This window comes from Paenibacillus sp. JJ-223, assembly GCF_927798175.1.
Taxonomy (GTDB): Bacteria; Bacillota; Bacilli; order Paenibacillales; family Paenibacillaceae; genus Paenibacillus; species Paenibacillus hubeiensis.
Window position 1 is genome coordinate 63,457 of the sequence record NZ_CAKMMP010000023.1, and the last position, 24,380, is coordinate 87,836.

A 24,380-nucleotide genomic window follows, 5' to 3' on the forward strand; every position below is an offset into this window, starting at 1 on the left:
TTATTCCGAATTCATCGTTCTTTCAGGCAGGGTTTGCCGTAAAAGCAAAGACGGTGTTCCGTCCGTTCCGTTTGGATTGATATAACGCATGATCGGCATCACGCAGCAGCGATTCCAGCGAATCCGATGGATTATGGCAGGACGTTATGCCGAAGCTGGACGTAATGGTGATGTTTGTCCCATCCCACCCCATAGGGTGTTCCAGCAAAGCCATGCGCAGTTGTTCGGCCAGTTGTTTGCCTTCCGCCAGCGTCATCTCGGGGAGGGCAATGACAAATTCTTCGCCGCCGTAACGCGCAAACAGCATATCCTGTCCGAGGTAACGGTTGCAGATTGAAACGACGTGCACGATCGCTTTGTCGCCTGTCTCATGTCCGTAGGTGTCGTTGATCCGTTTAAAATGATCGATATCGAACAAAATCAAGGATAGGGGCTGCCCATTCGCTAAAGCGTTCGTGAGCAATTTTCGCGCATGATGCAGAAATTGGGTTCGATTGTATATTTTGGTCAACCCGTCGAAATAGGCAAGCTGCTTTAACTGTTCCTGCAAAAAGCGCTGTTCGGTGATGTCAATGAGCATGATGAGGCTGCCCACGGTCTGACCGCCCTTATTGTGGACATAAGACGTACGGACCTGATAACAGACCGTTTGACCGTGCAGTTGCCAATACAAGTCCTGCTGCAGCCCCTCTTTGTCATTACCGAGCGGGAAAGGGTTCCCAGACAGGTTGATCCAAATGTCATCCATTTTCTGACCGATCATGCCCATGTCGAGCTCAGGCAGCATAAGCTGCAAGGCTTTGTTGTAATCGACCAGCCGATTGGAGCTATCCAGCACGATAACGCCCTCTCGCATGCTTTCGAAGATGCTGTCTTTGGCGATCGGTACGATCGTCAGGAGACGGGATGACAGGATCGCCCAGATATACATGGCAGAGGTAATACACATCAGAACGGGCACAGGGTCCATGCCGCCGGGAGTCAGCCCGAGCAAGTACACAAAAGCCCCGACCATCGGGATCAATTGGGAAGTAATCAGCGTAAACAGCTGCCGGCGATACGTTTCTTTGGTGTGTCTCCATTGGGCAATCAGGATGAGGCAGGCGCACAGCAGGCAGGAAAAGGTGAAGGCGCCGTGAACGACATACCATTGTCCCGCGGCGATTTCCATGACGGGCACGGTGCTGTTTTCACGCAGCCACACTTTTTTGTAAAACAGATGATGTACATCGTTCGTGGCCACCATAATCAACGTTGCGGAAGGGATCACGAACAATGCGGTTGTCATTTTGCGGGACAGGAACCTGCCCGTATATTGAATCATGAGCAGCAGGCCGAGGGAGGCCGAGAAAGGCATGCCCATATATTCCACGACCGTCCAAAATTTCATCTGTTCCAGCGTATTGCTGGCCAGTCCGATGGCGTAACCAAAGGCGTAGACCGATAGTGCCGCCGTGTAGAGAATAAACGTTTTTGCGCTGGGAATCTCCGCTCTGCGAAAATAGGTATACAGGCACAAAAACACGTTAAGGACAGCAGAAGTTGTTACCAGGGTTATATAAGCATTAATGTGCGATTCTTCCATGTTCACTTCCCCTGTTCTTCGATCAGTGTTTTAAGAAGCCTTATGAATAAGCTTTGGACAGCCATGCATAATGTACATTGTACATCAGCCCATCCGGCTTGTGGAATACAAATCGTGACTTAAGCTTTCTTTTTTGGATCGAAATGTGTATATTTCGACTCGCTTTCGATGTAAACCCCGCGGGAGGTTGTTATTTGTCGTTTAATTCATGAGCAGAGTGGTAATAAAATGATGAGCCGACAGGCTATTTGATTGGTGAAATGGACCTTGGAAAGGAATAATATGCAGGGTTCATGCCATCCTACACATGGAGACGTGCAAGAACACCATTTTGAAGGGAGAATGCGAGATGTCAACGACAACCCCATCCAAACAAACGCTGCCGCCACAGCATCAAAATCAGCAGCCAGGCATTGAATCGAAAATGAATCCCAAACCGGAATTCGAGAAGACAAAATATAAGGCGGCCGATAAACTGCTGGACAAGGTAGCTTTAATTACCGGAGGAGACAGCGGCATTGGACGTGCAGTGGCCGTAACTTATGCGAAGGAAGGCGCCGATGTTGCCATCGTGTACCTGAATGAGCATCAGGATGCCGAGGAGACGAAACGCCAGGTGGAGCAGGAAGGACGCAAATGCATTCTGATTGCCGGCGATATCGGCGATGTGTCCTTTGCCAAAAAAGCGGTGGAGCAGACGGTCAAGGAACTGGGCAAGCTGGACATCGTCGTGAACAACGCGGCCGAACAGCACCCGCAGCAAAACATTGAAGACATTACGCCGGAACAGCTGGAGCGCACGTTTCGCACCAATATTTTCGGCATGTTTTATTTGACGCAGGCGGCGATGCCGCACTTGAAAAAAGGCAGCTCGATCATTAACACGACATCGATTACGGCCTATCGGGGCAACCCGACGCTCATCGACTACTCCTCGACCAAAGGGGCCATCACTTCGTTCACGCGGTCATTGTCCATGAATGTGGTGGAGAAAGGGATTCGGGTAAATGCGGTAGCACCAGGTCCGATCTGGACACCGTTGATTCCGTCCACGTTCGATGCGCAAAAAGTCAGCGAATTTGGATCGACGCAGCCGATGAAGAGACCGGGCCAGCCGGAAGAGCTCGCTCCTGCTTATGTTTATCTTGCTTCAGACGATTCTTCATACGTCAGCGGGCAAGTCATGCATATTAATGGCGGCGAAGTCGTGAATGGATAGAAACAAGGGTATGATGAAGACGCACTGTGCCGGCTTGTCGGGCAGTGCGTTTTTTATTTTGAACAGGATGAAGGCGTGATCGAACAAAAATAGTTATTTCCTATTTTACATAATCAGCGATTTTAACGGACTTGTACATGATATAGTTGAATTGATCTGTACTCGTATGAATCCGAACAAGCCCTGTGATATGATGTAGTGAACGTTTTATACATACAGGGGGGAACAACGTTGAAAATCAGCAAACAGTATGCGCCGCATTATATCTGGGGAACGAATTGCGATGGATGGCACCTTATGAAGCATGAGGGATTAAGCATCATTCATGAACGGATGCCTGCCCATACGGCGGAGGTTCGCCATGTTCATAACATCAGCCGCCAATTTTTCTTTGTGCTGAGCGGAGAAGCCTGCATGGAGCTTGATGGTGAAGACATGATCCTGGAGGCACAGGAAGGCATTGAAATCCCGCCGGGCAAGCCTCATCAAATGCAGAATCGAAGCAGCGAAGACGTGGAATTTCTGGTTATTTCCATGCCGGGCACGCGGGGGGACCGCATCGAACTCGCTGCTGACCAGACGGATTCATTGAATTGATTATATAACCAAAGGAAGAGATCCATGAGAACGTTTCGCAACCGGCTTTCCATCATCATGATGGCCCTCATCGGCGTGTCCGTCATCGTGGCGGGAATCACGATGGGCAGAGTATTCAAAACAACGCATATCGAAGTATTGGAGCAAACGATGATTCGCGAGATCAATTTGCTCAAAGCCACGTTTCCTTTTCATGATGCAACCGATCCTTCATCGCTCGCCACCCAAAAGTACTACTCGGAAAGGGCGTCGGAGCTGGAACGTCTGACGGATTCCCGCGTCACGTTTATCAATAAGGATGGCGTTGTGATCGGCGATTCGGAAAGTGATCCGGGGACGATGGATAACCACTTAAACCGGGAAGAAATCAAGGGAGCCGCAGAAACGGGATACGGGAGGTCCATTCGATACAGCGAAACATTGGGCGAAGACATGCTGTATGTGGCGTTACCCGTGAATTCCGCGCAAAGCGACATGATCGAAATGCCGAACGGCAAATTCGACGGATTCATTCGCTTGTCCATGAGCCTTGAGGCTGTCAATCAGGGACTGCAGCGGGGATGGATCATCATGTTCATTGCTTTGGGCGTGTTATTCGTCGTTGTTGCGCTGGTCAGCTATCGGGTAGCTCGTGGGCTGACGTCCCCGATTGAGCATATTACCAAGGTGGCCCATCGGATCAGCAAGCTGGACTACGATGCGAGAGTTAAAGTAACCCGCCGGGACGAGATTGGCCAGCTTGGTTTGGCCATTAACGGCATGGCCGACAGCCTGCAAACGCAGCTGAAAACGATCCGGGATAACGAGGCGCTGCTTCAAAGCGTTCTGGCTAACATGACCGGGGGCATCATTATGATCGATGCAGGCCAGTCGATAGCGCTTGTGAATCGCGAAGCGGAGCGCATGCTCGGCATTCAGGCCGCGCGCGTGACGGGCAAACCTTATACGGAGCTCAAGCGGCATTACGAGCTGACTCACACGATCGAGGAAAGCGTCGAACTGCGCGAACGGATGTCGGAGGAAGTGAGCATTTATAATCCTGAACAGCATTTGCTGCGCATCGACGGGGTGACGATGTCCGAAAATGACGGAGGATACCGCGGCATGCTTTTCCTGCTGCAGGACGTTACCGCCATCCGGCGGCTGGAAAAAATGCGGAGCGAATTCGTGGCCAACGTCTCGCATGAGCTGAAAACGCCTGTCGCCGCGGTGAAAGGATTTGCAGAAACGCTGCTAAGCGGCGGGGTTCAGGACAAGGAGACGGAACGTTCCTTTTTGCAGATCATTTACGATGAAGGAGACCGGTTGAACCGTTTGATCGGAGACATTCTCGAGTTGTCCAAAATCGAATCCAAACGGGCTCCGCTGGAGTGTTCTCCGGTCCATGTCCATTCCTTCTTGGAGATGGTGCTGGAAACCTTGTCGAAGGTGGCCGAGAAAAAGCAGATCCGTTTGCAGATGATCGTTCCCGAGGAATTGTACATCGAAGCCGACGAAGACAAGATGAAACAGATTTTCATCAATCTGCTGTCCAATGGCATCAACTACACGCCTGAGGGCGGACGGGTCAAAGTACAGGTTACCGTTGAAAACGACGGGGAGCGGGAAGAGGTCGTCTTTGCGGTGTCCGATACGGGGATCGGCATCCCCAAAAAGGATTTGCCGCGCATTTTCGAACGGTTTTACCGGGTCGATAAAGGACGTTCCCGCAATTCGGGCGGCACGGGCCTTGGTTTGTCCATCGTTAAACATCTCGTGGAATTGCATCATGGCAAGCTGTCCGTAGAGAGCGAGCTTGGCATGGGATCCACGTTCCGTGTCATCCTTCCATTAATTCAGGAAGAAACGGTGTAGCTCGTTTGGAAGCGAAATGTAAAAAGGATGTGCTCACTTTACACAGCGTTAACAAAAGGGTGCTATGATTAAAAAAGTGTTGTGGCAACAGACAACCTATAAGGAGAGAAGGGGTATCATGGCACAGCGTTTGCTCGTTATCGAAGACGAACCTACATTATCAAGATTGCTTACGTACAACCTGACGCAGGAAGGTTATGACGTGACGGCCGAAGATCACGGCTCGGCGGGATATGACCGCGCGGTATCGCAGGAATTCGATCTGATTTTGCTTGATTTGATGCTGCCGGGAATGAATGGCCTGGACATCCTGAACAAGCTCAGATCCCAAGGCGTAACCACGCCGGTGATCATTTTGACGGCCAAGAACGGAGAAGCGGAAGTCGTGCAAGGGTTGAAATCCGGCGCAGACGACTACATCACGAAGCCGTTCGGGGTTTCCGAACTGCTTGCCAGGGTGGACGCCGTACTCCGCAGATCTTCAAGCGGCGAGGACTTGCCGCAGCAGGAGGATAAAGACGGGTCGCGCATCGTGCTCGGCGAGTTGGAAATCTACCCTTTAAAATACGAGGTAACGCTGGGCGGCCAATCCATCAGCTTGCGTCCCAAAGAATTCGAAGTATTGCTCTATCTGGCGAAAAAGCCGGGCGTGGTGCTTACCCGCGACGATTTGATGAATGCAGTCTGGGGCTTCGATTATATCGGCGGGCAGCGGACGGTCGACGTTCACGTCAGTTCATTGCGCAAAAAACTCGAGCTCGATCCCGAATCGGTGCATATCGATTCCATTCGTGGCGTGGGCTATAAATTGGTTGTCAAAAGAAAAACTCCCCATCATTCGAGCTGACAATGATTGGGGAGTTTTATTTTGTCACAATATTTTTACGTTCCATTCACAAAAAGAAAAAGCTTCCTTTACTCAGAAGGGGTAGCATGATACTGTCCGAGTAATACTTAGGTCCTATTAATAGACTTATGAAGCAGCTCATACGTAAAGGAGATTGAGCATTTATGCCTATGTTGCTTGAAGCGAGGCCTGAGCAAGCCGAGGATGCAGCGCTTGTGCGGGAATCTGTAACCGCAAGTGCCGATGTTGTTGCCGACGTTCCGAAGGAACAGCCGGAATCCGGTCCGAAGAAGCGCTTGTTGATCCGGGACTATTGCCGTCAAGTCCCTATAGTCGGAATACATACCACCTGCGGCGAAGCAGCTAACATGTTGAACCATGACAAGGACAATCCCTGCATTCTATTGTGCGACGACCTTATGCAGCCTGTAGGCATGGTGATGAGAGAAACGTTATATCGCCTATTGAACGGCCGTTTTGCCGCCGATCTGTTCTACGACAAACCGCTGATGAAAGTAGCCGATTCTTCTCCTGTCATCGTCGATGTGCATGCCGATGCCAAACACATGATCGATATTGCACTTTCGCGCACGGAGCAGCATTTCTACGACTGCCTGATCGTCACCGAAGAAGACCGATTGGTCGGCGTGTTGACGGTGAGGGACGTGATGACCCTTTCCCGAAACTTGCAGCACGAGGCCAGCGAAGAACGAACGGCCACGATCACGGAGAGCCGGCAGGAAATGTCCCGGATTCACGAATCGATTACCGGACTTGTTCTAGGCGCCAGCCAGACCCAGAAGGAAGCTAAACGGATCCTCTCGTTGTCGGAGCAAGGGGAGCAGAGCCTGATGCAGGTCGAAGCTTCCTATCAGCGGGTGAATCGGCACATGCTAGCACAGCGTGAACATGCCGAAGATATGCTGGCATCGATTGAGACAGGCTCCAGCATGGCCGGATCGATCCGGTCGCTGGCAGACCAAAGCGGGCTTCTGGCGATGAATGCTTCGATTGAAGCGGCGCATGCCGGGGAATACGGACGCGGTTTCCAAGTGGTCGCCAGTGAAATCCGGGCTTTGGCCAAGCAAACCCGCGAGGTGGCGCAGAACATGTCGGGATTGCTTGAAGGCATCGGCGAATTGACCCGGCAGACCGTTGAGCTGGTGCGCGCAAGCGCGGCCGAGATCGAGGGCAGCTTGGGCCATGTTACGGAAGGGGAGACCGCTTTCAGGGAATTGAACAACGCGGTGGCGGGAATGTCCCGGATTGCGGAAGAGATCGGCGAGGAAGGCAAGCGGTCGGGAGAAGTCGCGGATTATATCCGAAGCAAATTAAATGACATGGTTTCCGGGAATACCCCGGCCTAGCCTGCTCAGGCATCGTTTCGCATCATGATGGCGCAGCATCATGGTCGTGAAAGGATGTCTTTTTACATTCCGTTAACATGAAAATGATACTGGTTTTACAATCAAAAGGTAGGATGTTAAAGATGGCCGGACATGTTGGATTGGCATTAATGGGCCCGGTCTCAACGTAAGGGACAGCAGCTTTGCCCCTGAAACGAAGGAGAAGTGAACATCCATGAAGGATCTCATTCATATCGAAGGACTGAACCTGTACTATGATACGCATCACGCGCTTAAAAATATATCGATGGATTTGCCGGAGCGGACCGTCACCGCATTCATCGGGCCGTCAGGCTGCGGCAAATCCACATTGCTGCGCACGCTGAATCGCATGAACGACATGATTCCAGGCGTGCGCGTGGAAGGACAAGTGCTGCTGGACGGATCGGATATCTACGGCAACGAGATTGAAGTGGAGACGCTGCGTAAACGTGTGGGCATGGTCTTTCAGCAACCGAACCCTTTCCCGAAATCCATTTATGACAATGTCGCTTACGGACCGCGGCTTCATGGGGTCACGCAAAAGGCGGAGCTGGATCAGATCGTGGAACAAAGCCTTGCTCACGCAGCCCTGTGGGACGAAGTGAAGGACGTGCTTAAAAAGTCCGCGCTCAGTCTGTCGGGCGGGCAGCAGCAGCGTCTCTGCATAGCGCGCGCGCTTGCCGTGCAGCCGGACGTGCTGCTGATGGACGAGGCGACTTCGGCGCTGGATCCGATTTCCACGCTGAAGATCGAGGAGTTGGTCAAAGAGCTGCACACCAAATTCACGATCGTCATGGTCACGCACAACATGCATCAGGCCGCGCGCGTGTCCGGACGCACGGTGTTCTTCCTGAATGGCGAAGTCGTTGAGGCTGCGGATACGGAGACGCTGTTCTCCACGCCGCAGGACTCCCGGACCGAGGATTATATATCCGGAAGGTTCGGTTAAGAAAACAATGGATCCCGGCTATGCCGGAGATGATGGACAAGGGGGCAATCTAACCATGATTCGCAGAAAAGAATTCGACCAGGAGCTTGAAGAACTGCGCGTACTGCTTCGGCAAATGGGTGAGCATGTCGGATCGGCACTGGACGGTGCCATTGAAAGTTTGCAAACGATGGATGCAGAAAAAGCGCAGGTCATCATCAAAAACGATGCGAATTTGAATGCCCTTGAAGACAAAATTATGGAGCTCGGCTCCAAGCTGATCATTACGCAGCAACCTGTGGCGAAAGATTTGCGCCGCATTATCGTGGCCTTCAAAATTTCGAGCGATCTGGAACGCATGGGCGATCTCGCGCTGGATATTGCCAAAGTCACGCTCCGCATGGAAGGACAGACATTGATCAAACCGCTGGTGGATATTCCGCGCATGGCTGAAATCGTGAAAGGTATGATCGACGAGTCCATTGAGTCGTTTCTGAAGGAAAATACCGATCTGGCCTACAAAATGGCGCAGACGGACGATCAGGTGGACCAGCTTTACAGCAGCATGATTCGCGATCTGTACGAATTCACGACAGATCATCCGAACCATGGGTCGCAGGCCATGCTGCTCATGATGGTTGGACGTTACATCGAACGGATTGGCGATCACGCAACCAACATTGGCGAGAGCACGGTATATCTGGTCACGGGCAAACGCCCGGATTTGAATCAATAAGTCGATGAACGAATTGGAATTGGGGAATCGTTTCATTGCATCGCAATTGTATCGGTAATAAGTGATCTTCGCGAAACAAAGAGGGACTTTCTTCCGGTGGCCTGCACGACAGGCGACAGGGAGAGGGTTCTTTTTTTGCAAATATGGAATGTGGCGCGAAAAAGATGCGGAATCTTTTTTGTTGTGGAAGTGGTGTATGTTATCATGGAGAAAGATGAAAATTGCTGGGTTTGACCCTGATACGCGAGGTGCTGGAATGGACAAGTTGATTCTTATAGATGGAAATAGCATTATATATCGGGCGTTTTTCGCGATGCCGCCGCTGACCAATTCCAAGGGCTTGCATACCAATGCGGTATACGGTTTCACCACGATGCTGCTGCGGTTGCTGGAAGAGCATAAACCGACCCACATGATGGTGGCATTTGATGCGGGCAAGATTACGTTCCGCCATGAGGGATATCAGGAATACAAAGGTGGACGCGAAAAAACGCCGCCGGAGCTGTCGGAGCAATTTCCGGCCCTGAAGGAGCTGCTGCAAGGATTGGGCATCCCTCAATTTGAGATTGAGGGTTATGAGGCCGACGACATCATCGGCACGTTAACCAAACGCGCGGACGACGCGGGCAAACAAGTGCTCGTCGTTACCGGAGACAAAGACATGCTGCAGCTCGCTTCCGAGAACGTAAACATCGCGCTTACGCGCAAAGGCGTCACCGAGATCGAATTGTACGACCCTGCCCAGATTCGGGAGCGCTACGGATTGACGCCGCTGCAAATCATCGATCTCAAAGGGCTGATGGGCGATGCTTCCGATAACATTCCGGGCATTCCGGGCGTAGGGGAGAAGACGGCGCTGAAGCTGCTTCACCAATTCGGTTCGGTCGAGGAAGTGCTGGCCGGAACGGGCGAACTCAAAGGGAAAATGAAAGAAAAGATCGAGGCTCATGCGGAGGATGCGCGGATGAGCAAACGGCTCGCGACCATTTACCGCGAGGTTCCGCTTGAGAAGACGTGGGAAGAGATGCAATTTGACGGCCTGAAGGAAGAGCAGGCCGGTCCGGCTCTCGCGAAGCTTGAATTCAAATCGCTGCTGGAGCGCTTGTCCTTTAGCGGAACGGCAGGCTCGGCGCAGGAGCAGGTTCCTGCCGTAGAAATTGAAGCCATCATTGCAACCGAAGATACGATAGGCCAGCGTTTTGCGGAGATGGAGACGATCGACATTTTGCATGTCGAAACGCATGGCGACAATCCCCATGTGGCCGAATTGATCGGCATGGCCGTCGGTTCGGGTTCGGCGTATGTCTTTTTGTCCCCGGAGCTGCTTCGCTCTCAGGCAGCTGCTCCGGTGAGGGAATGGCTGGCCAGCCCCGATCAGCCGAAGCGTGGATACGATCTTCACAAGGTGGATCTGGCATTGCACGCCCATGGCGTGGAATTTGCCGGAGCGGCTTTTGACGTGCAGCTCGCCGCTTATTTGCTGGATCCGACGGAAGCCAATCAGACGCTGAGCGGCTTGACGGCGAAATATGGTCTCCCTTCCCTGGCCGAGGATGAGGCCGTTATGGGCAAGGGTGCCAAGTATAAGGTACCGGAGACGGAGATTCTGGCCGATTTTGTATGTCGTAAAGCCGCGGCAGCGGCAGCCATCGTTCCGCTTCAGGAGCAGGCGCTGGAAAAGGACGAAATGAACGCACTGTTCCATGAGATGGAGATGCCGTTGTCGCGCATATTGGCCGACATGGAAAAGCAAGGCATCAAGGCTAACGTTGCCGATTTGCAGGCTTTGGGCCGCGAGTTCGAGGAGCAGATCGCCAAGCTGATGGCTGACATTTACCGATTGGCCGGTACTGAATTCAACCTGAATTCGCCGAAACAGCTGGGTGAAATTTTGTTCGATAAATTGGGCTTGCCTGTCGTGAAAAAAACGAAGACCGGTTATTCCACCGATGCCGAGGTGCTCGAAAAGCTGGCGCCGTACAACGATGTGGTGCAATTGATTTTGCAATACCGCCAATTGGCCAAGCTGCAGTCCACGTACGTGGAAGGCTTGCTCAAGGAGATTTCGGAGAAGGACGGCAAGGTGCACACGTATTACCGGCAAACGATTGCGGCAACCGGGCGCCTCAGCAGCCAGTTCCCGAATTTGCAGAACATTCCGATCCGCATGGAGGAAGGCCGGAAAATCCGCAAGGTGTTTGTGCCGTCCGAGCCTGGATGGTCCATTCTGGCGGCGGATTACTCACAAATCGAGCTGCGGGTGCTGGCTCACATTTCGGACGACGAGCGCCTGAAGGAAGCATTCCTGCACGATATGGACATCCATACCAAGACGGCATCGGACGTTTTCGGCGTCAAACCGGAGGACGTGGACAGCAATATGCGCCGCTCTGCCAAAGCGGTCAACTTCGGTATCGTTTATGGGATCAGCGATTACGGACTCTCCCAAAACCTGAACATTACCCGCAAGGAAGCGGCGCAGTTCATCGACCAATATTTTGACGTGTTCCAGGGGGTGCGCCGTTATATGGACGATATCGTGAAGGAAGCGCGCCAGAACGGTTATGTCAAAACGCTCCTGGAACGCCGGCGTTATTTGCCGGAGATCAATGCGAGCAATTTCAACCTGCGTTCCTTTGCCGAACGCACGGCGATGAATACGCCGATCCAGGGTACGGCTGCGGACATCATCAAGCTGGCCATGGTTCAGATGGACGAAGCGCTTCGTACGCGTCATTTGAAGAGCCGCATGCTGCTTCAAGTACATGACGAGCTTGTGTTCGAAGTGCCGGCGGACGAACTGGAACAAATGAAGGAACTGGTGCCTGCGGTGATGGAACAAGCGCTGAAGCTGTCCGTGCCGCTTAAGGCGGAAGTCAGCTATGGAGACAACTGGTACGAGGCGAAATAGATTGGGTTTGCTTTGATATCCGATATATGGAATTCCTTTTGCACAAGGTTTCGGCACAAGAAGGGTCCCGTTTCGCCTTTTCTTCCGTTATAATAGAGACGAGGTGAATAACACTATGCCGGAATTGCCGGAAGTCGAAACTGTCAAAAGAACGTTGAATCAATTGATCGTCGGCAAAACGATCGATCATGTTACCGTGAATCTGCCGCGAATCATTCAGCGGCCTGATGATATACATGCATTTGCTTTGGAACTTGCGGGGCATACCGTGGTCGGCGTGGAGCGCAGGGGCAAGTTTTTGCGGATTTTGCTGGACGGGCTTGTGCTGGTGTCCCATTTGCGCATGGAAGGGCGGTACGGCCTGTACAAGCAGCATGAAGAGGTGGAAAAACACACACACGTGATTTTCCATTTCACCGACGGCACGGAATTGCGCTACAAGGACGTGCGCCAGTTCGGTACGATGCACCTGTTTAAAGCAGGCGAAGAGCTTGTATCGAAACCGCTGCTGAAGCTGGGGCTCGAACCGCTCGATCCGGCGTTTACGTTGGATGCGTTCCGGGAAGCCGTTGGCAAACGGACAACGAAGATCAAGGCCGTACTGCTAAATCAGGCATATGTCGTGGGCATCGGGAATATTTATGTGGACGAGGCCTTGTTCCGGGCGGGCATCCATCCCGAAACGATTGCCAGGACATTGAGTGAAGCCCAGCTCGCCAGATTGCATGAAGCGATTGTGGTGACGCTGCAGGATGCCGTCGATGCAGGCGGTTCCTCCATCAAATCGTATGTCAACGGACAAGGCGAGATGGGAATGTTTCAGCATCAGTTGAAAATTTACGGTCGCAAGTCCGAGCCGTGTACCGTGTGCGGCACCTTGATTGAAAAAAGCGTGGTCGGCGGCAGGGGCACGCATTATTGTCCGACATGCCAGCCGTCAGAATAAGCTGAGCCAAGCGGCAGGATCAATGAAATCATCCCATCGTAGCACCCATGGACTCCTCTCTCCATATACTGATATGGCAGAAATAAGCGGGCGAATACCTACTTCCGGGTAGGTGGATGTGATCCGCACAGGGGAGGAATCCGGGGTGCTGCCTCATTTTATTTCGTTGTTCGTGCTGGCCTTCGCGGTGAGTCTGGATGGTTTTGGAGTCGGAATTACATATGGATTGCGCAGGACCAAGATCCCGCTCTTATCCATTGCCGTCATTTCGTTGTGTTCGGGATTGGTCATTGCCGTATCGATGCAGGTCGGCGTGCTATTATCCCGTTTTGTGTCTCCGGACGTGGCTTCCGTTGTCGGCGCGGTCATTCTGATCGGCATTGGCGGCTGGTCGCTCCTTCAGCTTGTACGGAAGAAGAGCAAAGATTCGGCCGAAGCCAACACTTCCCTTGAACAGGAAGGGATGAGGGCGTCTTCGGGATATGGAACGGAGATTTATGGTGGAGAAGAACAGGTGACCAGAAGGCAAAGTCAGGTCATGGCACTGGAACTGGAGCAATCGGCTTCAGGCGGATCATTGGAACGCATGGTGTTTACGTTGGAACTGCGCAAGCTGGGCGTGGTGATCCAGATTTTGCGCAGTCCCTCCAAGGCGGATATCGACAATTCGGGCAGCATATCTGCCCAAGAAGCGATGTGGCTCGGCATAGCGTTGTCACTGGATGCTTTTGGTGCCGGACTCGGGGCTGCTTTGCTGGGGTTTCCGACGTTCTGGACCGCATTGGTGATTGCGCTGTTCAGCGGGGCGTTTCTTTCGCTCGGGATGAAGGTGGGATTGCGCTTTGCCGACCTGCGCTGGATGCAACGTTTGTCGGTGCTGCCTGCCATTTTGTTGGTGGCTATGGGAATAATGAAGCTGTTGTGAGGTGAAACGATGAATATGGGCTTAACCGGCGGGATCGCAACCGGAAAAAGCAGTGTTTCCGCCTTTCTTGCAAGCAAGGGGGCGTTGATCATTGACGCAGACGTGATTGCCCGGGAGGTCATGCTGCCCGGGCATCCGGTTTTGGCTGCCACCGTGCAGCGGTTTGGACAAGCCATATTGCATGAAGACGGTACGTTGGATCGCAAAAAACTGGGCAGCATCGTTTTCGGGAACCCCGAAGAGCGAAAAGCGCTGGAAGCGATCACGCACCCGGCAATCCGTCAGGAGATGCGGGAGCGTGCCGTCGCATATCGGACAGAATATCCGGACAAGCTTGTGGTATCGGATATTCCTTTATTGTACGAATCGGGATTGGAGAATGGGTTTGACGAAGTTATGGTTGTATATGTCCCCCGTTCCGTGCAAAAGGAAAGACTGATGATTCGGGATGGATTGACGTCAGAGCAGGCTGATGCACGCCTTGGGGCGCAAATGGATATCGAACTGAAAAAGCGGCGCGCAGATATCGTCATTGACAATAGCGGTTCATGGCTTGAGACGGAAAAGCAGTTGGCAGCGTTTTGGCATCGTAAGGGTCTGTCATGAAGCTGCTGCGCAAAAAGAGAGTGCTGCTGCTGCTGTTTGTGTCATTTGTGCTCGTGTTGTTCCTGAATACGAACTGGATGGCATGGTTTTATCCGATCCAATACAAAAACGAAATTCGGGCGCAATCGCAGAGTTATGAAGTGGACCCGTTTCTGATCGCTTCGATTATCCGGGTGGAAACGAATTTCAAAACAAGCAAGGAATCCAGAAAAGGCGCCATCGGTTTGATGCAGCTCATGCCCGATACGGCGAACTGGATCATGGAACAGGCCAAAATTCCGCATACCTCGCTGGACGAGCTGAAGCATGAGCCGGACAGGAACATCCAGCTTGGAACGTGGTACTTGAAAAATTTGTCCGAGCAATTCGATGGCAATCCCATCGCGATGATCGCTGCATATAACGCAGGTCCGGGCAAGGTCAACGAGTGGCTTAAGAACGGCGTATGGGACGGAACGTTTGAGTCGATCAAGGATATTCCTTTTGGAGAAACCCGGCACTATGTACAACGCGTTATTTATTATTATAATCAATATGTAGATATCTATGATACGTTCTAAAAGAGACAGAATCCGGATGAAAAGAGCAAGAAAAACAGAGTGGCCGGCATGCTGCCGACCACTCCGTGCTCCTCTGTATTACGTATTCCCGAACGGATATTAGTATTGACCTGCCAATTGCTGTTCTGCAATTGTTACCAGACGCTTCGTGATGTAACCACCGATCGAACCGTTCTCGTAAGAAGTCATGTTACCTTGGTATCCGTCCTGTGGGATGCTAATTCCGAGTTCTTGAGCAACTTCGTATTTCATTTGCTCGAGAGCTGCGGAAGCTCTAGTTACCACCAGATTATTGGAGTTACCATTGCTTTGGGCCATTGCTGTTCACCTCCTCGCGGTTGGTAAAAGTATTATGTGTCCAAGCTTCGATTTTCATTACGAATGTCTATAGGGAATTTGTTCCAAAAGAAAAACATGGGAAGTGATCTGATTTGAAATGTCCTTATTGCGGCTACTTGGGCACTAAAGTACTGGACTCAAGGCCGGCCAACGAATCCAAGTCGATTCGGCGCCGCCGCGAATGCGAGCAGTGCAGCCGAAGGTTTACTACGTTTGAAATGGTGGAGGAGACTCCGCTCATCGTGATTAAGAAGGACGGAAGCCGGGAGGAATTCAGCCGGGACAAAATTTTGCGCGGTTTGATCCGTGCCTGCGAGAAACGTCCGGTTTCCGTCGAAACGTTGGAAATGATGGTTTCCGAAGTGGAGAAATCGCTGCGCAATACGGCGGACGCCGAAGTGGAAAGCCGCCAGATCGGCGAATTGCTGATGGAACAGCTGTTTCCTGTGGACGAGGTGGCCTACGTTCGATTCGCCTCGGTGTATCGCCAGTTCAAAGACATCAACATGTTCATGAAAGAACTGAAATCGCTGCTGTCCAACGAGGACATGGAAGATTGAAGGCTTAAAGTGAAGGGTTGAGGGAGAAGAGCAGTCCAGAGTTATCGTTACACGTCGTGCATAAAGGTTGTTCTTCTCCGATCACTTTAGGGTTAGGTATGGATTGAAATGAATTAATTTTTAAAAAGATGTTGACAACATGGGATGAATTTTATATGATATAGAAGTCGCCTGAAGCAAACGATATGGCGATGAGGAATAAATACATATCATGGGGCCATAGCTCAGCTGGGAGAGCGCCTGCCTTGCAGCGATGAGGTCAGGGGTTCGATCCCCCTAGGCTCCATACAAATTGGACTTCCGAAACCCTTGATACATAAGGGTTTTTTTAGTTTTTTATGTGAAATATTACGATGAACCTTTCTACATTTTTCTCAGTTGGGGACGGATTGGGGACCGATGATCTTATTTAAACAATCTCAGTCGCTTATTATATAAAATCAACTATAAGGAGAAAATGATGCCGTCTGATTGAAACACTGGCAAACCATTATCTTATCCGAATAATAACATACGTTCTCCACCTTGCCACTGGTCTTTTAGATCCGATTTGTTTGACTTGTTTGATTAGCTTTTTTAGTAAAGGAACAATTGAATCGGCCACAGGTACTGTACAACGAGATTTCTTGAGTTTTTTCTTATATTCGGTATCTGTTATTTGAAGCCCAGATGAAAGTGGTATAATTTCATCTGGGGGTAAAAATATGGAAAAAGGAACGTTACAATAACTTTTGAAGGTGGAAAGTTAGTTACTTTACCAGTTACGGAAGAAGAGTCGGAAGCATTAGTTGCTGATTTGAAAACAAAAGAATGGGTTGTTTTTAAGGGATACCACTTCAATACCGAAAAAGTGAACTATATCCACGTTTTGAATGTGTCAATAGTAGTTCCTTTCAGTATTGCAATGGTCTAAAAGGCGCTGACGTCCTAAAAAGGACGTCTTTTTTATTGTGAGAAGAAAACCATACTCTATGCGTATGGTTCGGGAGAGCTTCAAGCGATGTATCAAAAAAAATTCCTCCCAATGTTACAATAAATTTAGTTCGCCAACCGAATTTCGAACAAAAGGAGGAATACAGATGTCATCTGATGGAACAGTTTAGCACATACAAAATGGAATTGTAAGTTCACATTGTGTTTGCGCCCCAGTATAGACGTCAGGTGATCACCATAAATGGCATTGATCCAAGGGAATTGGGCTTGGGTGTTTTTCGGAACACTCAGCGCCCGATACTTTTATCTACGGTCGATAACACCGTGACTATACCGGGCATGCACGGGGCGTATGACTTTGGCGCGACCATGGGGCCGAAAAATTCGAAATGGAATGTGTATTCTTTGAAAAAGACCATTTGGAACTGCAGAAGCACGTATCAGTGTTTGCTGCTTTTTTGTTTGGGCCAGATGGAAGACCAAGAACCATGCCGGTTGTCTTCTCAAATGATCCAACGAAGCAGTACATGGTTAGATACACTGGCGACCTTCCTATTGACCGTGTACGTGGTCTTGGAACGTTCAAACTCCCATTTGTAGCCTATGACCCATGGGCCTACAAAGAAACCACTTCAGACCTTCTTCGATGGGATACAGATTACACATGGGAGGATGACTTTGCTTGGGACGAAGGTTATTCCTTCGATTTCAGAGACCCAGGGGAGGTTGAGATTAATAACCTAGGTATTCTTAATGCCGAACCAATCATTGAAATTATCGGCACCTTCTCTTCACTGTCCTTAACGGTGGGAGGAGTTGTTTTCACATATAATATTCCGATGTCAGGCATTTGAAGAGAAATTGAGAATCAGTAACCCGAAGATCAATCAAAACTTTCAGAACCTCAATAAAGATACAATCGCTAATGCCAATAACCTAGAAACACACAAATCATCAACCACAGCGCACTTTGCTCAGAATATAACATATAAGGAAATGTACTATTTACTCTGAATACTCGCAAATAAGTCCTACTGGGAATAATGTTGTGCTAATAACGTTATAAAAAAATGCTATCAAATCGATGTTACCGCATGCGGAATTGAATGGGCTACGCCCTTTCAACCATTTCGGGAAACATAATTACAGTGCTGACGGAATAGCAGTATCAACAACGAGTTATGTAACTGTAATAGGAAATAAAGTTTCTAATTGTAATAAGTCAGGTAGTTTAAGTGGGTCCGGAATTGGCGTATCGATGAAAGGAGCAATTGAGTCGGTAATGCTTACAGTTGGTAAAGGTATCATCATAAACGGCAACGTTTGCTGGGATGATTCTGCTACCCCAAAACAAAAATATGGTATTTGTGTTCATTCTATATCGAGTGCCACGCGTATTACGATGTCAACAATCACAAACAATCAGGTTTATCGTAATGTTAATGCTGATTTTTATGTGGAACCGGGAATCATGGAGGATCAAACTAACATTATAGTAAATAATGGCGGCTGGTTAGATATTCAGAAATCTCTAGGTTCTTTCACAACGAATTCAACATCCCAGGCGCAAATGACTTATTTATTTGTACCTAAAGACTCCATTAGGAAAAATGGTGGGTTCAAAATCAGGACGTGGGGGTTCCGTTTCGGGAACAGCAGGGATAAAGAACATTTTCTTAAAGTTTGATACCGACGACTCTGAATGTTTCGCTACTACTCAATTTTCAGCAGCAGAAACCGGGAAGTGGATTATTGAGGCTGAAATATTTAACATGAATGCGACTAATGTTCAAAACAGAAGTGCCATAGCGTTCAAGCGCAACTCTATTTATGAAATATTTAATTCTAATGGCGCTGTAGATACTGAGCAAAATCAGTCTCAGTGTTGGGGCAATTTCCTAACGGTTCAGATACCATTACTTACGTGGGTTGATTGTTGAGCGTATTTAGTCTATATGGATTATTAAAAACATGTTAATATATATCAGTAATAATTTATAGGGGGTAAGGATTTGTGGAGCTCAACTAAGACGCTGGGGGAATTATACAGGAGGGACAGGAACTCATTTGATATACTGAGGTTCGTATTTGCCATTGCGGTAATATATTCTCATTCCTTTGCATTAACGGGCAACCCTACTGGAGCAACAGAGATAATAATTAAACTGACTAAAGCTATTGATGCGGGCAGTTTGTCGGTATTCGGGTTCTTTATCCTCAGTGGTTTTTTAACAACACAGAGCATAGAAAATAGTCGGAACTATATCGATTATCTATTAAAAAGATTAATTCGAATTATCCCAGCTTTTTTGGTATGTCTTATAATGATCTCTTTTGTTGTGGGCCCAATATTTACACAAATGAAAATAGGAGAATATCTAACTTCAGATAGTACATGGAAATTTGTTTCGTACAACATCACCTTTAATATTGGTGAAAAATTCATGAATACTCCAGGTGACTTGTTCAGGAATGCACCATTTCCAGGTGATGGCGTGGCGTTAGCCAATGGGTCAATGTGGACGCTTCAGTTGGAGTTAGGGTGTTATATCCTTTTGATTGTGTTATCATTTTTCCTAATGCTTAGACACCGATTCTTAATGGTTATTTTCACTGTCATTCTAGGAGTGCTGTATTATCTCAATATGAAGTATTCTTACGTACCATTTTCGGTACCTGTTAAACAATTTTGGGTGTTAGGATCCTTTCAATTACCTAACTTCATTAAATTTGCTTATTACTACTGTATGGGGTCATTGCTGTACTTATATAGAGAAAAAATACTATACAGTCACCGTTTCTTAGTACTTGCTCTTTTGTTATTGTGGTTATCAACTCAATTGTCGCAATTCAACAATTGGTGTATGATCCTTTTTCCATACATCGTGATATCTGTCGGCATTAACTTCAGTTACAAGCATTTCCACAAAATTGGCGATCCGTCATATGGTTTATACATTTTTTCATGGCCTATTCAGCAAATGATCATTATAATGACCAACAATAGAATTGGTACATACAGTTTGTTTGTCAGTGCCTTCATAGCGACTCTTTTTGTATCATTGTTATCATGGAGGTACGTTGAGAAGCCTTGTTTGAAATTAAAAAAAGTATTACCAAATATAAGAACTAAATTAGATACGAGAAAAGAACAATACGAAGTATAAATGAAAAAGTGGTGGTTGTGTTGATACGTATTCTCAACTCATTGCATCAACCTCTAGCTATACTCGATGATTACTTAAACGACGAAATTTCCGAACAAATCAACGGTGCCTATACATTCAAGTTTTCGATCTACATGGACGATGAAAAAAGCCAGTACATTGCTACTGGTAACATCGCGGAAGTAGAAGGCCAATACTTCAATATCATAAGCCCCGGCGGACACGATCAAGTAGCAGCGAGGTAATTATAGCAGTAGAATGTGAGCAGGTCTCTTATGATCTGCTCTTTAGCAGCCTATGAAACACTATATCGCTACTTGGAATTTTCTTATAATCGCAAGCGCTCGAACAGTACACTGGGTTACCTGTCACCTTGGGAATTCGAGAAACAGTATTACCAAAAGACTTCGTAAACGAGAGTGTCCACTTTATTGACAGAAGAGCAACGCCGAGGGAATTGTTGGGATAATGCCCCCCAAGAATCATTCTTTGGGCATTTTTAGGATGAAACGTATATCAAAGAATGCGAAACACTAGAAGAAGTAAAACGAGAAATTAAGAATTACTGACGTATTACAATCATAATCGAGGGCAATGGAATTTGAAAAAGCTGCCGCCTGTAAAGTACAGACAGCAGCTTCAACGAGTTTCCTAGTTTTTTTCAAAATGTCCTTTACAAAGGGTACACTTTAGTGCTGGCAGAGCCTTTTTTACGTTATTATTCTAAATTATCAACCGCGTATTGTGCTTCTTCCGCGGTGAATTTTTCCCCATATTCGGATGTTAACTGATCGTAAATAGCTGAATCTGACATGCTCATGCTCTTTGCATAAGATTGTGCCTTTTTTAATGCATTTTCTTTCCAATCAATTTTAAGGTTGTCGACAGCGTATTGAGCGGCTTCTTTCGGGAAGTTCTCTCCATATTCGGACGTTAACTGATCGTAAACGCCTGCTTTCGACATACTCATAACCTCTGCATATTGTTGCGCTTTTTCTAATGCAGCTTTATGTTCTCTGGGAACACTATTTGCTTCAGCTTCCTTTTTAGCTGCTTCTCGGCCGCAGCTTTATCTTTTGCTTTCTGTTCTTCAATAGTTTTTTTCTCGGCTTCTGCTTTCTCTTTGTCTGTGGTTGTCTGTTCAGTTGATGTTTCTTCTTTGGCTGATTGTGCTTGCTGAGTGCTTGCTTGTGCAGTTACGTCATTTGTCGGGCTTTTTTCATTTGCTCCAAGATTACCGATCACCCCGATAACAACCACGATAGCAATCCAGAACCACCTCTTCTTATAAATTGGTTTCTTGTTCAAGGTAAATCCTCCTATGTATTGGTTAATGATAGTCTATCAGACCTAGGAAAATGTTCCTAGACATTTATGAAACATTTTACAAATGGGTTACTGTACAATTATAATCTGATGCATTGCTGAAAAGGAACTGTTATATAACATAACGCTACAGTGGCCATTGATCATAAAAGGAAAATTGTAAGTTTCAATGTGGACTGTAATAACGATTTAAGGAACTTTAACAATTTCAAATTACCTCCCTTAGATATCAAAATAAACGGAAAGAAAAAAGAAAACAATAAGGATACAATGTACAATATATTAAAATTTCAATTGAAAGAACTCGAAAAAGTCTTAATAAAGAACGAAATTCCTTTACAATTATCTCATATTCAAGGAGATGAATTGGAAGTTACAAACATCATCAAGATAGAGACTTTGGGATATGCTTCAGAAAAACAAAGTGTAAAAGATGGTGAGGAAAAAAATTTAAGAATAACTTATTCAGTCATGCCGAGCAGACCATATACAACAGGTTTAATTAACGAATTTTATGCGAAAAGAATAAAAAACTTTACAATCATTTCTTTTGTATAATTAGAGATAAAAAAATCATTTCTGAAATCTTAGAAGTAAAAGAAATACAAGACAATAATTTACTTTTTCAAGCATTTATTGAAAAATACAAAAATTTGTTGTGGCCTACAAAAGAAAGAGAAATAGAGTTGTTTAATGAACTCAAAACTAAAGCCATCAATGTACTTCAAAAATATATAGATGATGAACAACATAATTGAGGTTACTGCGATATTGATTAGACTAGTGACGTAAAAAACACATAAGAAACCCCATTAATATAGCATGGATTTTCTTATTTGTTTTTGTTCCCTGAAGTTGGGGCCTTATTGGGGACTGAATTCAAATCGCAACATAGAAATGAGTATATTTTATTCCAGTTTTGTGAAAAGAATTGATTTAATAACATATTTGTAAAGTGTGTTTACGCGGTTCCAGGTCCTAAACATCGCTGACAGCGATGAGGTCAGGGGTTCGGTCCCCCTAGGCTCCATACATATAGAACCCGCTAAACACAAGGATTTCCGAGTGTTTGGCGGTTTTTTGTATGTAGAAAATGTGTTTTCTTTCATGGCTGTGGTCACACTAACTTTTTTTATTCTTCTATTTTTATTTCTTTGGCAATAGATGTCGGAGGAACCGTATCCAGATGTTCTTTATCAGCAACAAATTTGATTTTCGCCCCGATCTTCAAGGCATTAAAATCACCTTTTCCCGGTGAGATGTTTTTAAGATCCAGCCATTCTAAGTTATATTTATTTGTTTTTAAAATCTCCTGAACGGCTTGACCCGTAATTTCTTTCAGGTTTGACTGTAACTCGGGATTTTTTGTGTCTAACGCAAGAAGAATTTTCTTTTGTCCCTTTGACTCCTGTTGCGCAAGGATGATAGCCTCAGACGTCTTTAGTGCGTCTTGCGGTGCTGTAGAATGGTTAGAATAATCACCTTTGCCGCTGCAACCTGTAACCATAAGAACCAAAATGAAAACAGACAATATCGATTTCATTTCCCTTTCTCTCCTTCCCCAAAGGTACTTATTACATAAACTGAAAAAACATCCACACGTTAACGGAGAGGCAGAACCAATCTGAAGAAGCGTAGCGTTCGCTTATAAGCTTTCTGAAAGAAAGCTTCATCGGAAGCATAGTTTGTTCACCGGATTTTCCCCTTCGAAAAGGGGATTCGAAAAATCTGGGGATAACAGCGATCGGAAGATGGTACTGCGCTCGCAGTGGTCTAGTGTGATTGATTATTGCGCTTTATTAGACGGTTAAAGGGATACGAAGGTTGCACTCAAACGAAAAGGAGAGTGGTTAAACCAACAACGTGTAGTAAGGTGCAAGCGACACCCCGGGGCCAGGAAGATACGTTAAGCCATCCCTTCCCAAAGATCGTTTCAGTTATCGCAACAAGGGTAACGAGGAACGATCTTTCTTTGTACGGGAAATCCATCCGGTTATAATAGATCCGGTTATAATAGATTAGAAATCGACCATATCACTTTCAAAAAAGGAGAAATAGATGAAAAATTATATCATTTTTGGCGCCAGCAAGGGATTGGGCGATGCATTCGTCAAAGGGCTGCCGGAGCAGGGTGATCAAATATGGATCGTGTCCCGGAGCAAGCCGGGCAGCTTGGCACTGAACGATGGCGTCAAACGGACATGGATCGAAGCGGATCTGGCGCGGACGGATGCAGCACGGAAAATAACGGATGCTTTGGCATCTGAACCGATCGATGTTCTGATATATAACGTGGGCATTTGGGAGAAGGCAGGATTCGAGGAGCATTACGACTTCGAGAAGGATGACCCGGCAGACATCGCCAACATCGTTCATGTGAATATCACCACGACCATCACTGCCATTCAGGCGTTATTGCCGAACGTTCGCATGTCGGGGGCGGGAAAAATTATTCTGATCGGATCTACCGCCGGATTGGAGCATACGAATAATGCACAAGTATCGTTTGTGGCCTCCAAATTCGGACTGCGCGGCATCGCCAATGCTCTAAGAGAACATGTTCGCAAAGATGGCATTGCGGTAACCTGCATCAATCCGGGAGAATTGGCTGCCGCAGTCCCTTATGAGGAAGGGGCGGACAAAGCAATTGCTCTGTATGGGGGAACCCGTATTCCGGTTCAGGACATCGTATCCATCGTTAAATGTATTGTCAGTCTCTCCAGCGCAGCTTGTGTAAAGGAAATCCATGTTCCGGCGATCACGGATTTGAATGCATGACGGACTGAAGTTACGCGATCGGCGCCAAAGACATCAACTTAAACACGCTCCCTGCAGCGTGTTTTTTTTGCCATTCGGCGTGCCCAGCTAAGCACGCATCTTCTAGCCGGTGAAAGTCCGGTCGCAGGAGGGGCCAAGCCCCTGCGTAGCTAGGATACTTGCGTATAGCGAAATC

The 24,380-nt window shown here is 47.7% G+C and carries 24 protein-coding genes and 1 pseudogene; 20 read left to right on the forward strand and 5 right to left on the reverse strand.

The window, feature by feature from the left end; genetic code table 11:
• Positions 1-22: 22 nt before the first annotated feature.
• Entirely contained in the window at positions 23-1,585 is a 1,563-nt protein-coding gene (locus L6H98_RS29120) for a histidine kinase N-terminal 7TM domain-containing protein (protein ID WP_236421200.1), read from the reverse strand.
• 349 nt (positions 1,586-1,934) lie between these two features.
• Here L6H98_RS29120 and L6H98_RS29125 point away from each other — a divergent pair, with 349 nt between their 5' ends.
• The 12 genes from L6H98_RS29125 to L6H98_RS29180 all read left to right on the forward strand — a co-directional run bounded on the left by L6H98_RS29125 (position 1,935) and on the right by L6H98_RS29180 (position 15,102).
• A complete protein-coding gene (locus L6H98_RS29125) occupies positions 1,935-2,804 on the forward strand; it encodes an SDR family oxidoreductase (protein WP_236421201.1) in 870 nt (289 codons plus the stop codon).
• Between the two features lie 231 nt (positions 2,805-3,035).
• Positions 3,036-3,401: a cupin domain-containing protein gene (locus L6H98_RS29130; protein ID WP_236421202.1), complete on the forward strand. Its 366-nt coding sequence runs from the start codon at positions 3,036-3,038 to the stop codon at positions 3,399-3,401.
• Between the two features lie 24 nt (positions 3,402-3,425).
• Complete coding sequence (gene pnpS, locus L6H98_RS29135) at positions 3,426-5,255, forward strand: two-component system histidine kinase PnpS (RefSeq protein ID WP_236421203.1); 1,830 nt, start codon at positions 3,426-3,428, stop codon at positions 5,253-5,255.
• 118 nt (positions 5,256-5,373) lie between these two features.
• Positions 5,374-6,102, forward strand: a complete 729-nt coding sequence (locus L6H98_RS29140) for a response regulator transcription factor (RefSeq protein WP_236421204.1) — start codon at positions 5,374-5,376, stop codon at positions 6,100-6,102.
• 164 nt (positions 6,103-6,266) lie between these two features.
• Positions 6,267-7,469, forward strand: a complete 1,203-nt coding sequence (locus tag L6H98_RS29145; protein ID WP_236421205.1) for a methyl-accepting chemotaxis protein — start codon at positions 6,267-6,269, stop codon at positions 7,467-7,469.
• A gap of 214 nt (positions 7,470-7,683) precedes the next feature.
• Positions 7,684-8,439, forward strand: a complete 756-nt coding sequence (gene pstB, locus L6H98_RS29150; protein ID WP_236421206.1) for a phosphate ABC transporter ATP-binding protein PstB — start codon at positions 7,684-7,686, stop codon at positions 8,437-8,439.
• A 55-nt stretch (positions 8,440-8,494) separates the two neighbouring features.
• A complete protein-coding gene (gene phoU, locus L6H98_RS29155) occupies positions 8,495-9,154 on the forward strand; it encodes a phosphate signaling complex protein PhoU (protein ID WP_236421207.1) in 660 nt (219 codons plus the stop codon).
• 256 nt (positions 9,155-9,410) lie between these two features.
• Complete coding sequence (gene polA / locus L6H98_RS29160) at positions 9,411-12,065, forward strand: DNA polymerase I (RefSeq protein WP_236421208.1); 2,655 nt, start codon at positions 9,411-9,413, stop codon at positions 12,063-12,065.
• Between the two features lie 115 nt (positions 12,066-12,180).
• Positions 12,181-13,011, forward strand: a complete 831-nt coding sequence (gene mutM, locus L6H98_RS29165; protein ID WP_236421209.1) for a DNA-formamidopyrimidine glycosylase — start codon at positions 12,181-12,183, stop codon at positions 13,009-13,011.
• Positions 13,012-13,156: 145 nt separating this feature from the next.
• Complete coding sequence (locus L6H98_RS29170) at positions 13,157-13,936, forward strand: MntP/YtaF family protein (protein WP_236421210.1); 780 nt, start codon at positions 13,157-13,159, stop codon at positions 13,934-13,936.
• Between the two features lie 9 nt (positions 13,937-13,945).
• Positions 13,946-14,542, forward strand: a complete 597-nt coding sequence (gene coaE, locus L6H98_RS29175; protein ID WP_236421211.1) for a dephospho-CoA kinase — start codon at positions 13,946-13,948, stop codon at positions 14,540-14,542.
• Positions 14,539-15,102, forward strand: a complete 564-nt coding sequence (locus L6H98_RS29180; RefSeq protein ID WP_236421212.1) for a lytic transglycosylase domain-containing protein — start codon at positions 14,539-14,541, stop codon at positions 15,100-15,102. Before coaE ends, L6H98_RS29180 begins: the two co-directional genes overlap by 4 nt.
• A gap of 99 nt (positions 15,103-15,201) precedes the next feature.
• Here L6H98_RS29180 and L6H98_RS29185 read toward each other — a convergent pair whose 3' ends face one another.
• Complete coding sequence (locus tag L6H98_RS29185; protein WP_236421213.1) at positions 15,202-15,420, reverse strand: alpha/beta-type small acid-soluble spore protein; 219 nt, start codon at positions 15,418-15,420, stop codon at positions 15,202-15,204.
• A 113-nt stretch (positions 15,421-15,533) separates the two neighbouring features.
• On the opposite strand from L6H98_RS29185, the gene nrdR reads away from it, so the two are divergent.
• The 6 genes and pseudogenes from nrdR to L6H98_RS29210 form a co-directional block, all read left to right on the forward strand.
• Complete coding sequence (nrdR, locus tag L6H98_RS29190; protein WP_236421214.1) at positions 15,534-16,001, forward strand: transcriptional regulator NrdR; 468 nt, start codon at positions 15,534-15,536, stop codon at positions 15,999-16,001.
• A gap of 1,322 nt (positions 16,002-17,323) precedes the next feature.
• The gene (locus tag L6H98_RS29195) at positions 17,324-17,788 is read left to right on the forward strand and encodes a phage tail domain-containing protein (RefSeq protein ID WP_236421215.1); all 465 of its coding nucleotides are present in this window, start codon (positions 17,324-17,326) and stop codon (positions 17,786-17,788) included.
• A 404-nt stretch (positions 17,789-18,192) separates the two neighbouring features.
• Entirely contained in the window at positions 18,193-18,621 is a 429-nt protein-coding gene (locus tag L6H98_RS29200; RefSeq protein WP_236421216.1) for a hypothetical protein, read from the forward strand.
• Between the two features lie 325 nt (positions 18,622-18,946).
• Complete coding sequence (locus L6H98_RS29205) at positions 18,947-20,101, forward strand: acyltransferase (protein WP_236421217.1); 1,155 nt, start codon at positions 18,947-18,949, stop codon at positions 20,099-20,101.
• 17 nt (positions 20,102-20,118) lie between these two features.
• Entirely contained in the window at positions 20,119-20,346 is a 228-nt protein-coding gene (locus tag L6H98_RS31480; RefSeq protein ID WP_356724807.1) for a hypothetical protein, read from the forward strand.
• A gap of 201 nt (positions 20,347-20,547) precedes the next feature.
• A pseudogene (locus tag L6H98_RS29210) lies at positions 20,548-20,756 on the forward strand (IS3 family transposase); the annotation flags it as partial.
• 63 nt (positions 20,757-20,819) lie between these two features.
• Here L6H98_RS29210 and L6H98_RS29215 read toward each other — a convergent pair.
• Positions 20,820-21,065: an Ltp family lipoprotein gene (locus L6H98_RS29215; RefSeq protein ID WP_236421218.1), complete on the reverse strand. Its 246-nt coding sequence runs from the start codon at positions 21,063-21,065 to the stop codon at positions 20,820-20,822.
• 32 nt (positions 21,066-21,097) lie between these two features.
• A complete protein-coding gene (locus L6H98_RS29220) occupies positions 21,098-21,409 on the reverse strand; it encodes a hypothetical protein (protein WP_236421219.1) in 312 nt (103 codons plus the stop codon).
• Positions 21,410-21,559: 150 nt separating this feature from the next.
• Here L6H98_RS29220 and L6H98_RS29225 point away from each other — a divergent pair, with 150 nt between their 5' ends.
• Positions 21,560-21,985: a hypothetical protein gene (locus L6H98_RS29225; protein WP_236421220.1), complete on the forward strand. Its 426-nt coding sequence runs from the start codon at positions 21,560-21,562 to the stop codon at positions 21,983-21,985.
• 574 nt (positions 21,986-22,559) lie between these two features.
• On the opposite strand, the gene L6H98_RS29230 is transcribed toward L6H98_RS29225, so the two are convergent.
• The gene (locus L6H98_RS29230; RefSeq protein WP_236421221.1) at positions 22,560-22,970 is read right to left on the reverse strand and encodes a hypothetical protein; all 411 of its coding nucleotides are present in this window, start codon (positions 22,968-22,970) and stop codon (positions 22,560-22,562) included.
• A gap of 515 nt (positions 22,971-23,485) precedes the next feature.
• On the opposite strand from L6H98_RS29230, the gene L6H98_RS29235 reads away from it, so the two are divergent.
• Entirely contained in the window at positions 23,486-24,205 is a 720-nt protein-coding gene (locus tag L6H98_RS29235) for an SDR family NAD(P)-dependent oxidoreductase (RefSeq protein ID WP_236421222.1), read from the forward strand.
• The last annotated feature ends 175 nt before the right edge of the window (positions 24,206-24,380 follow it).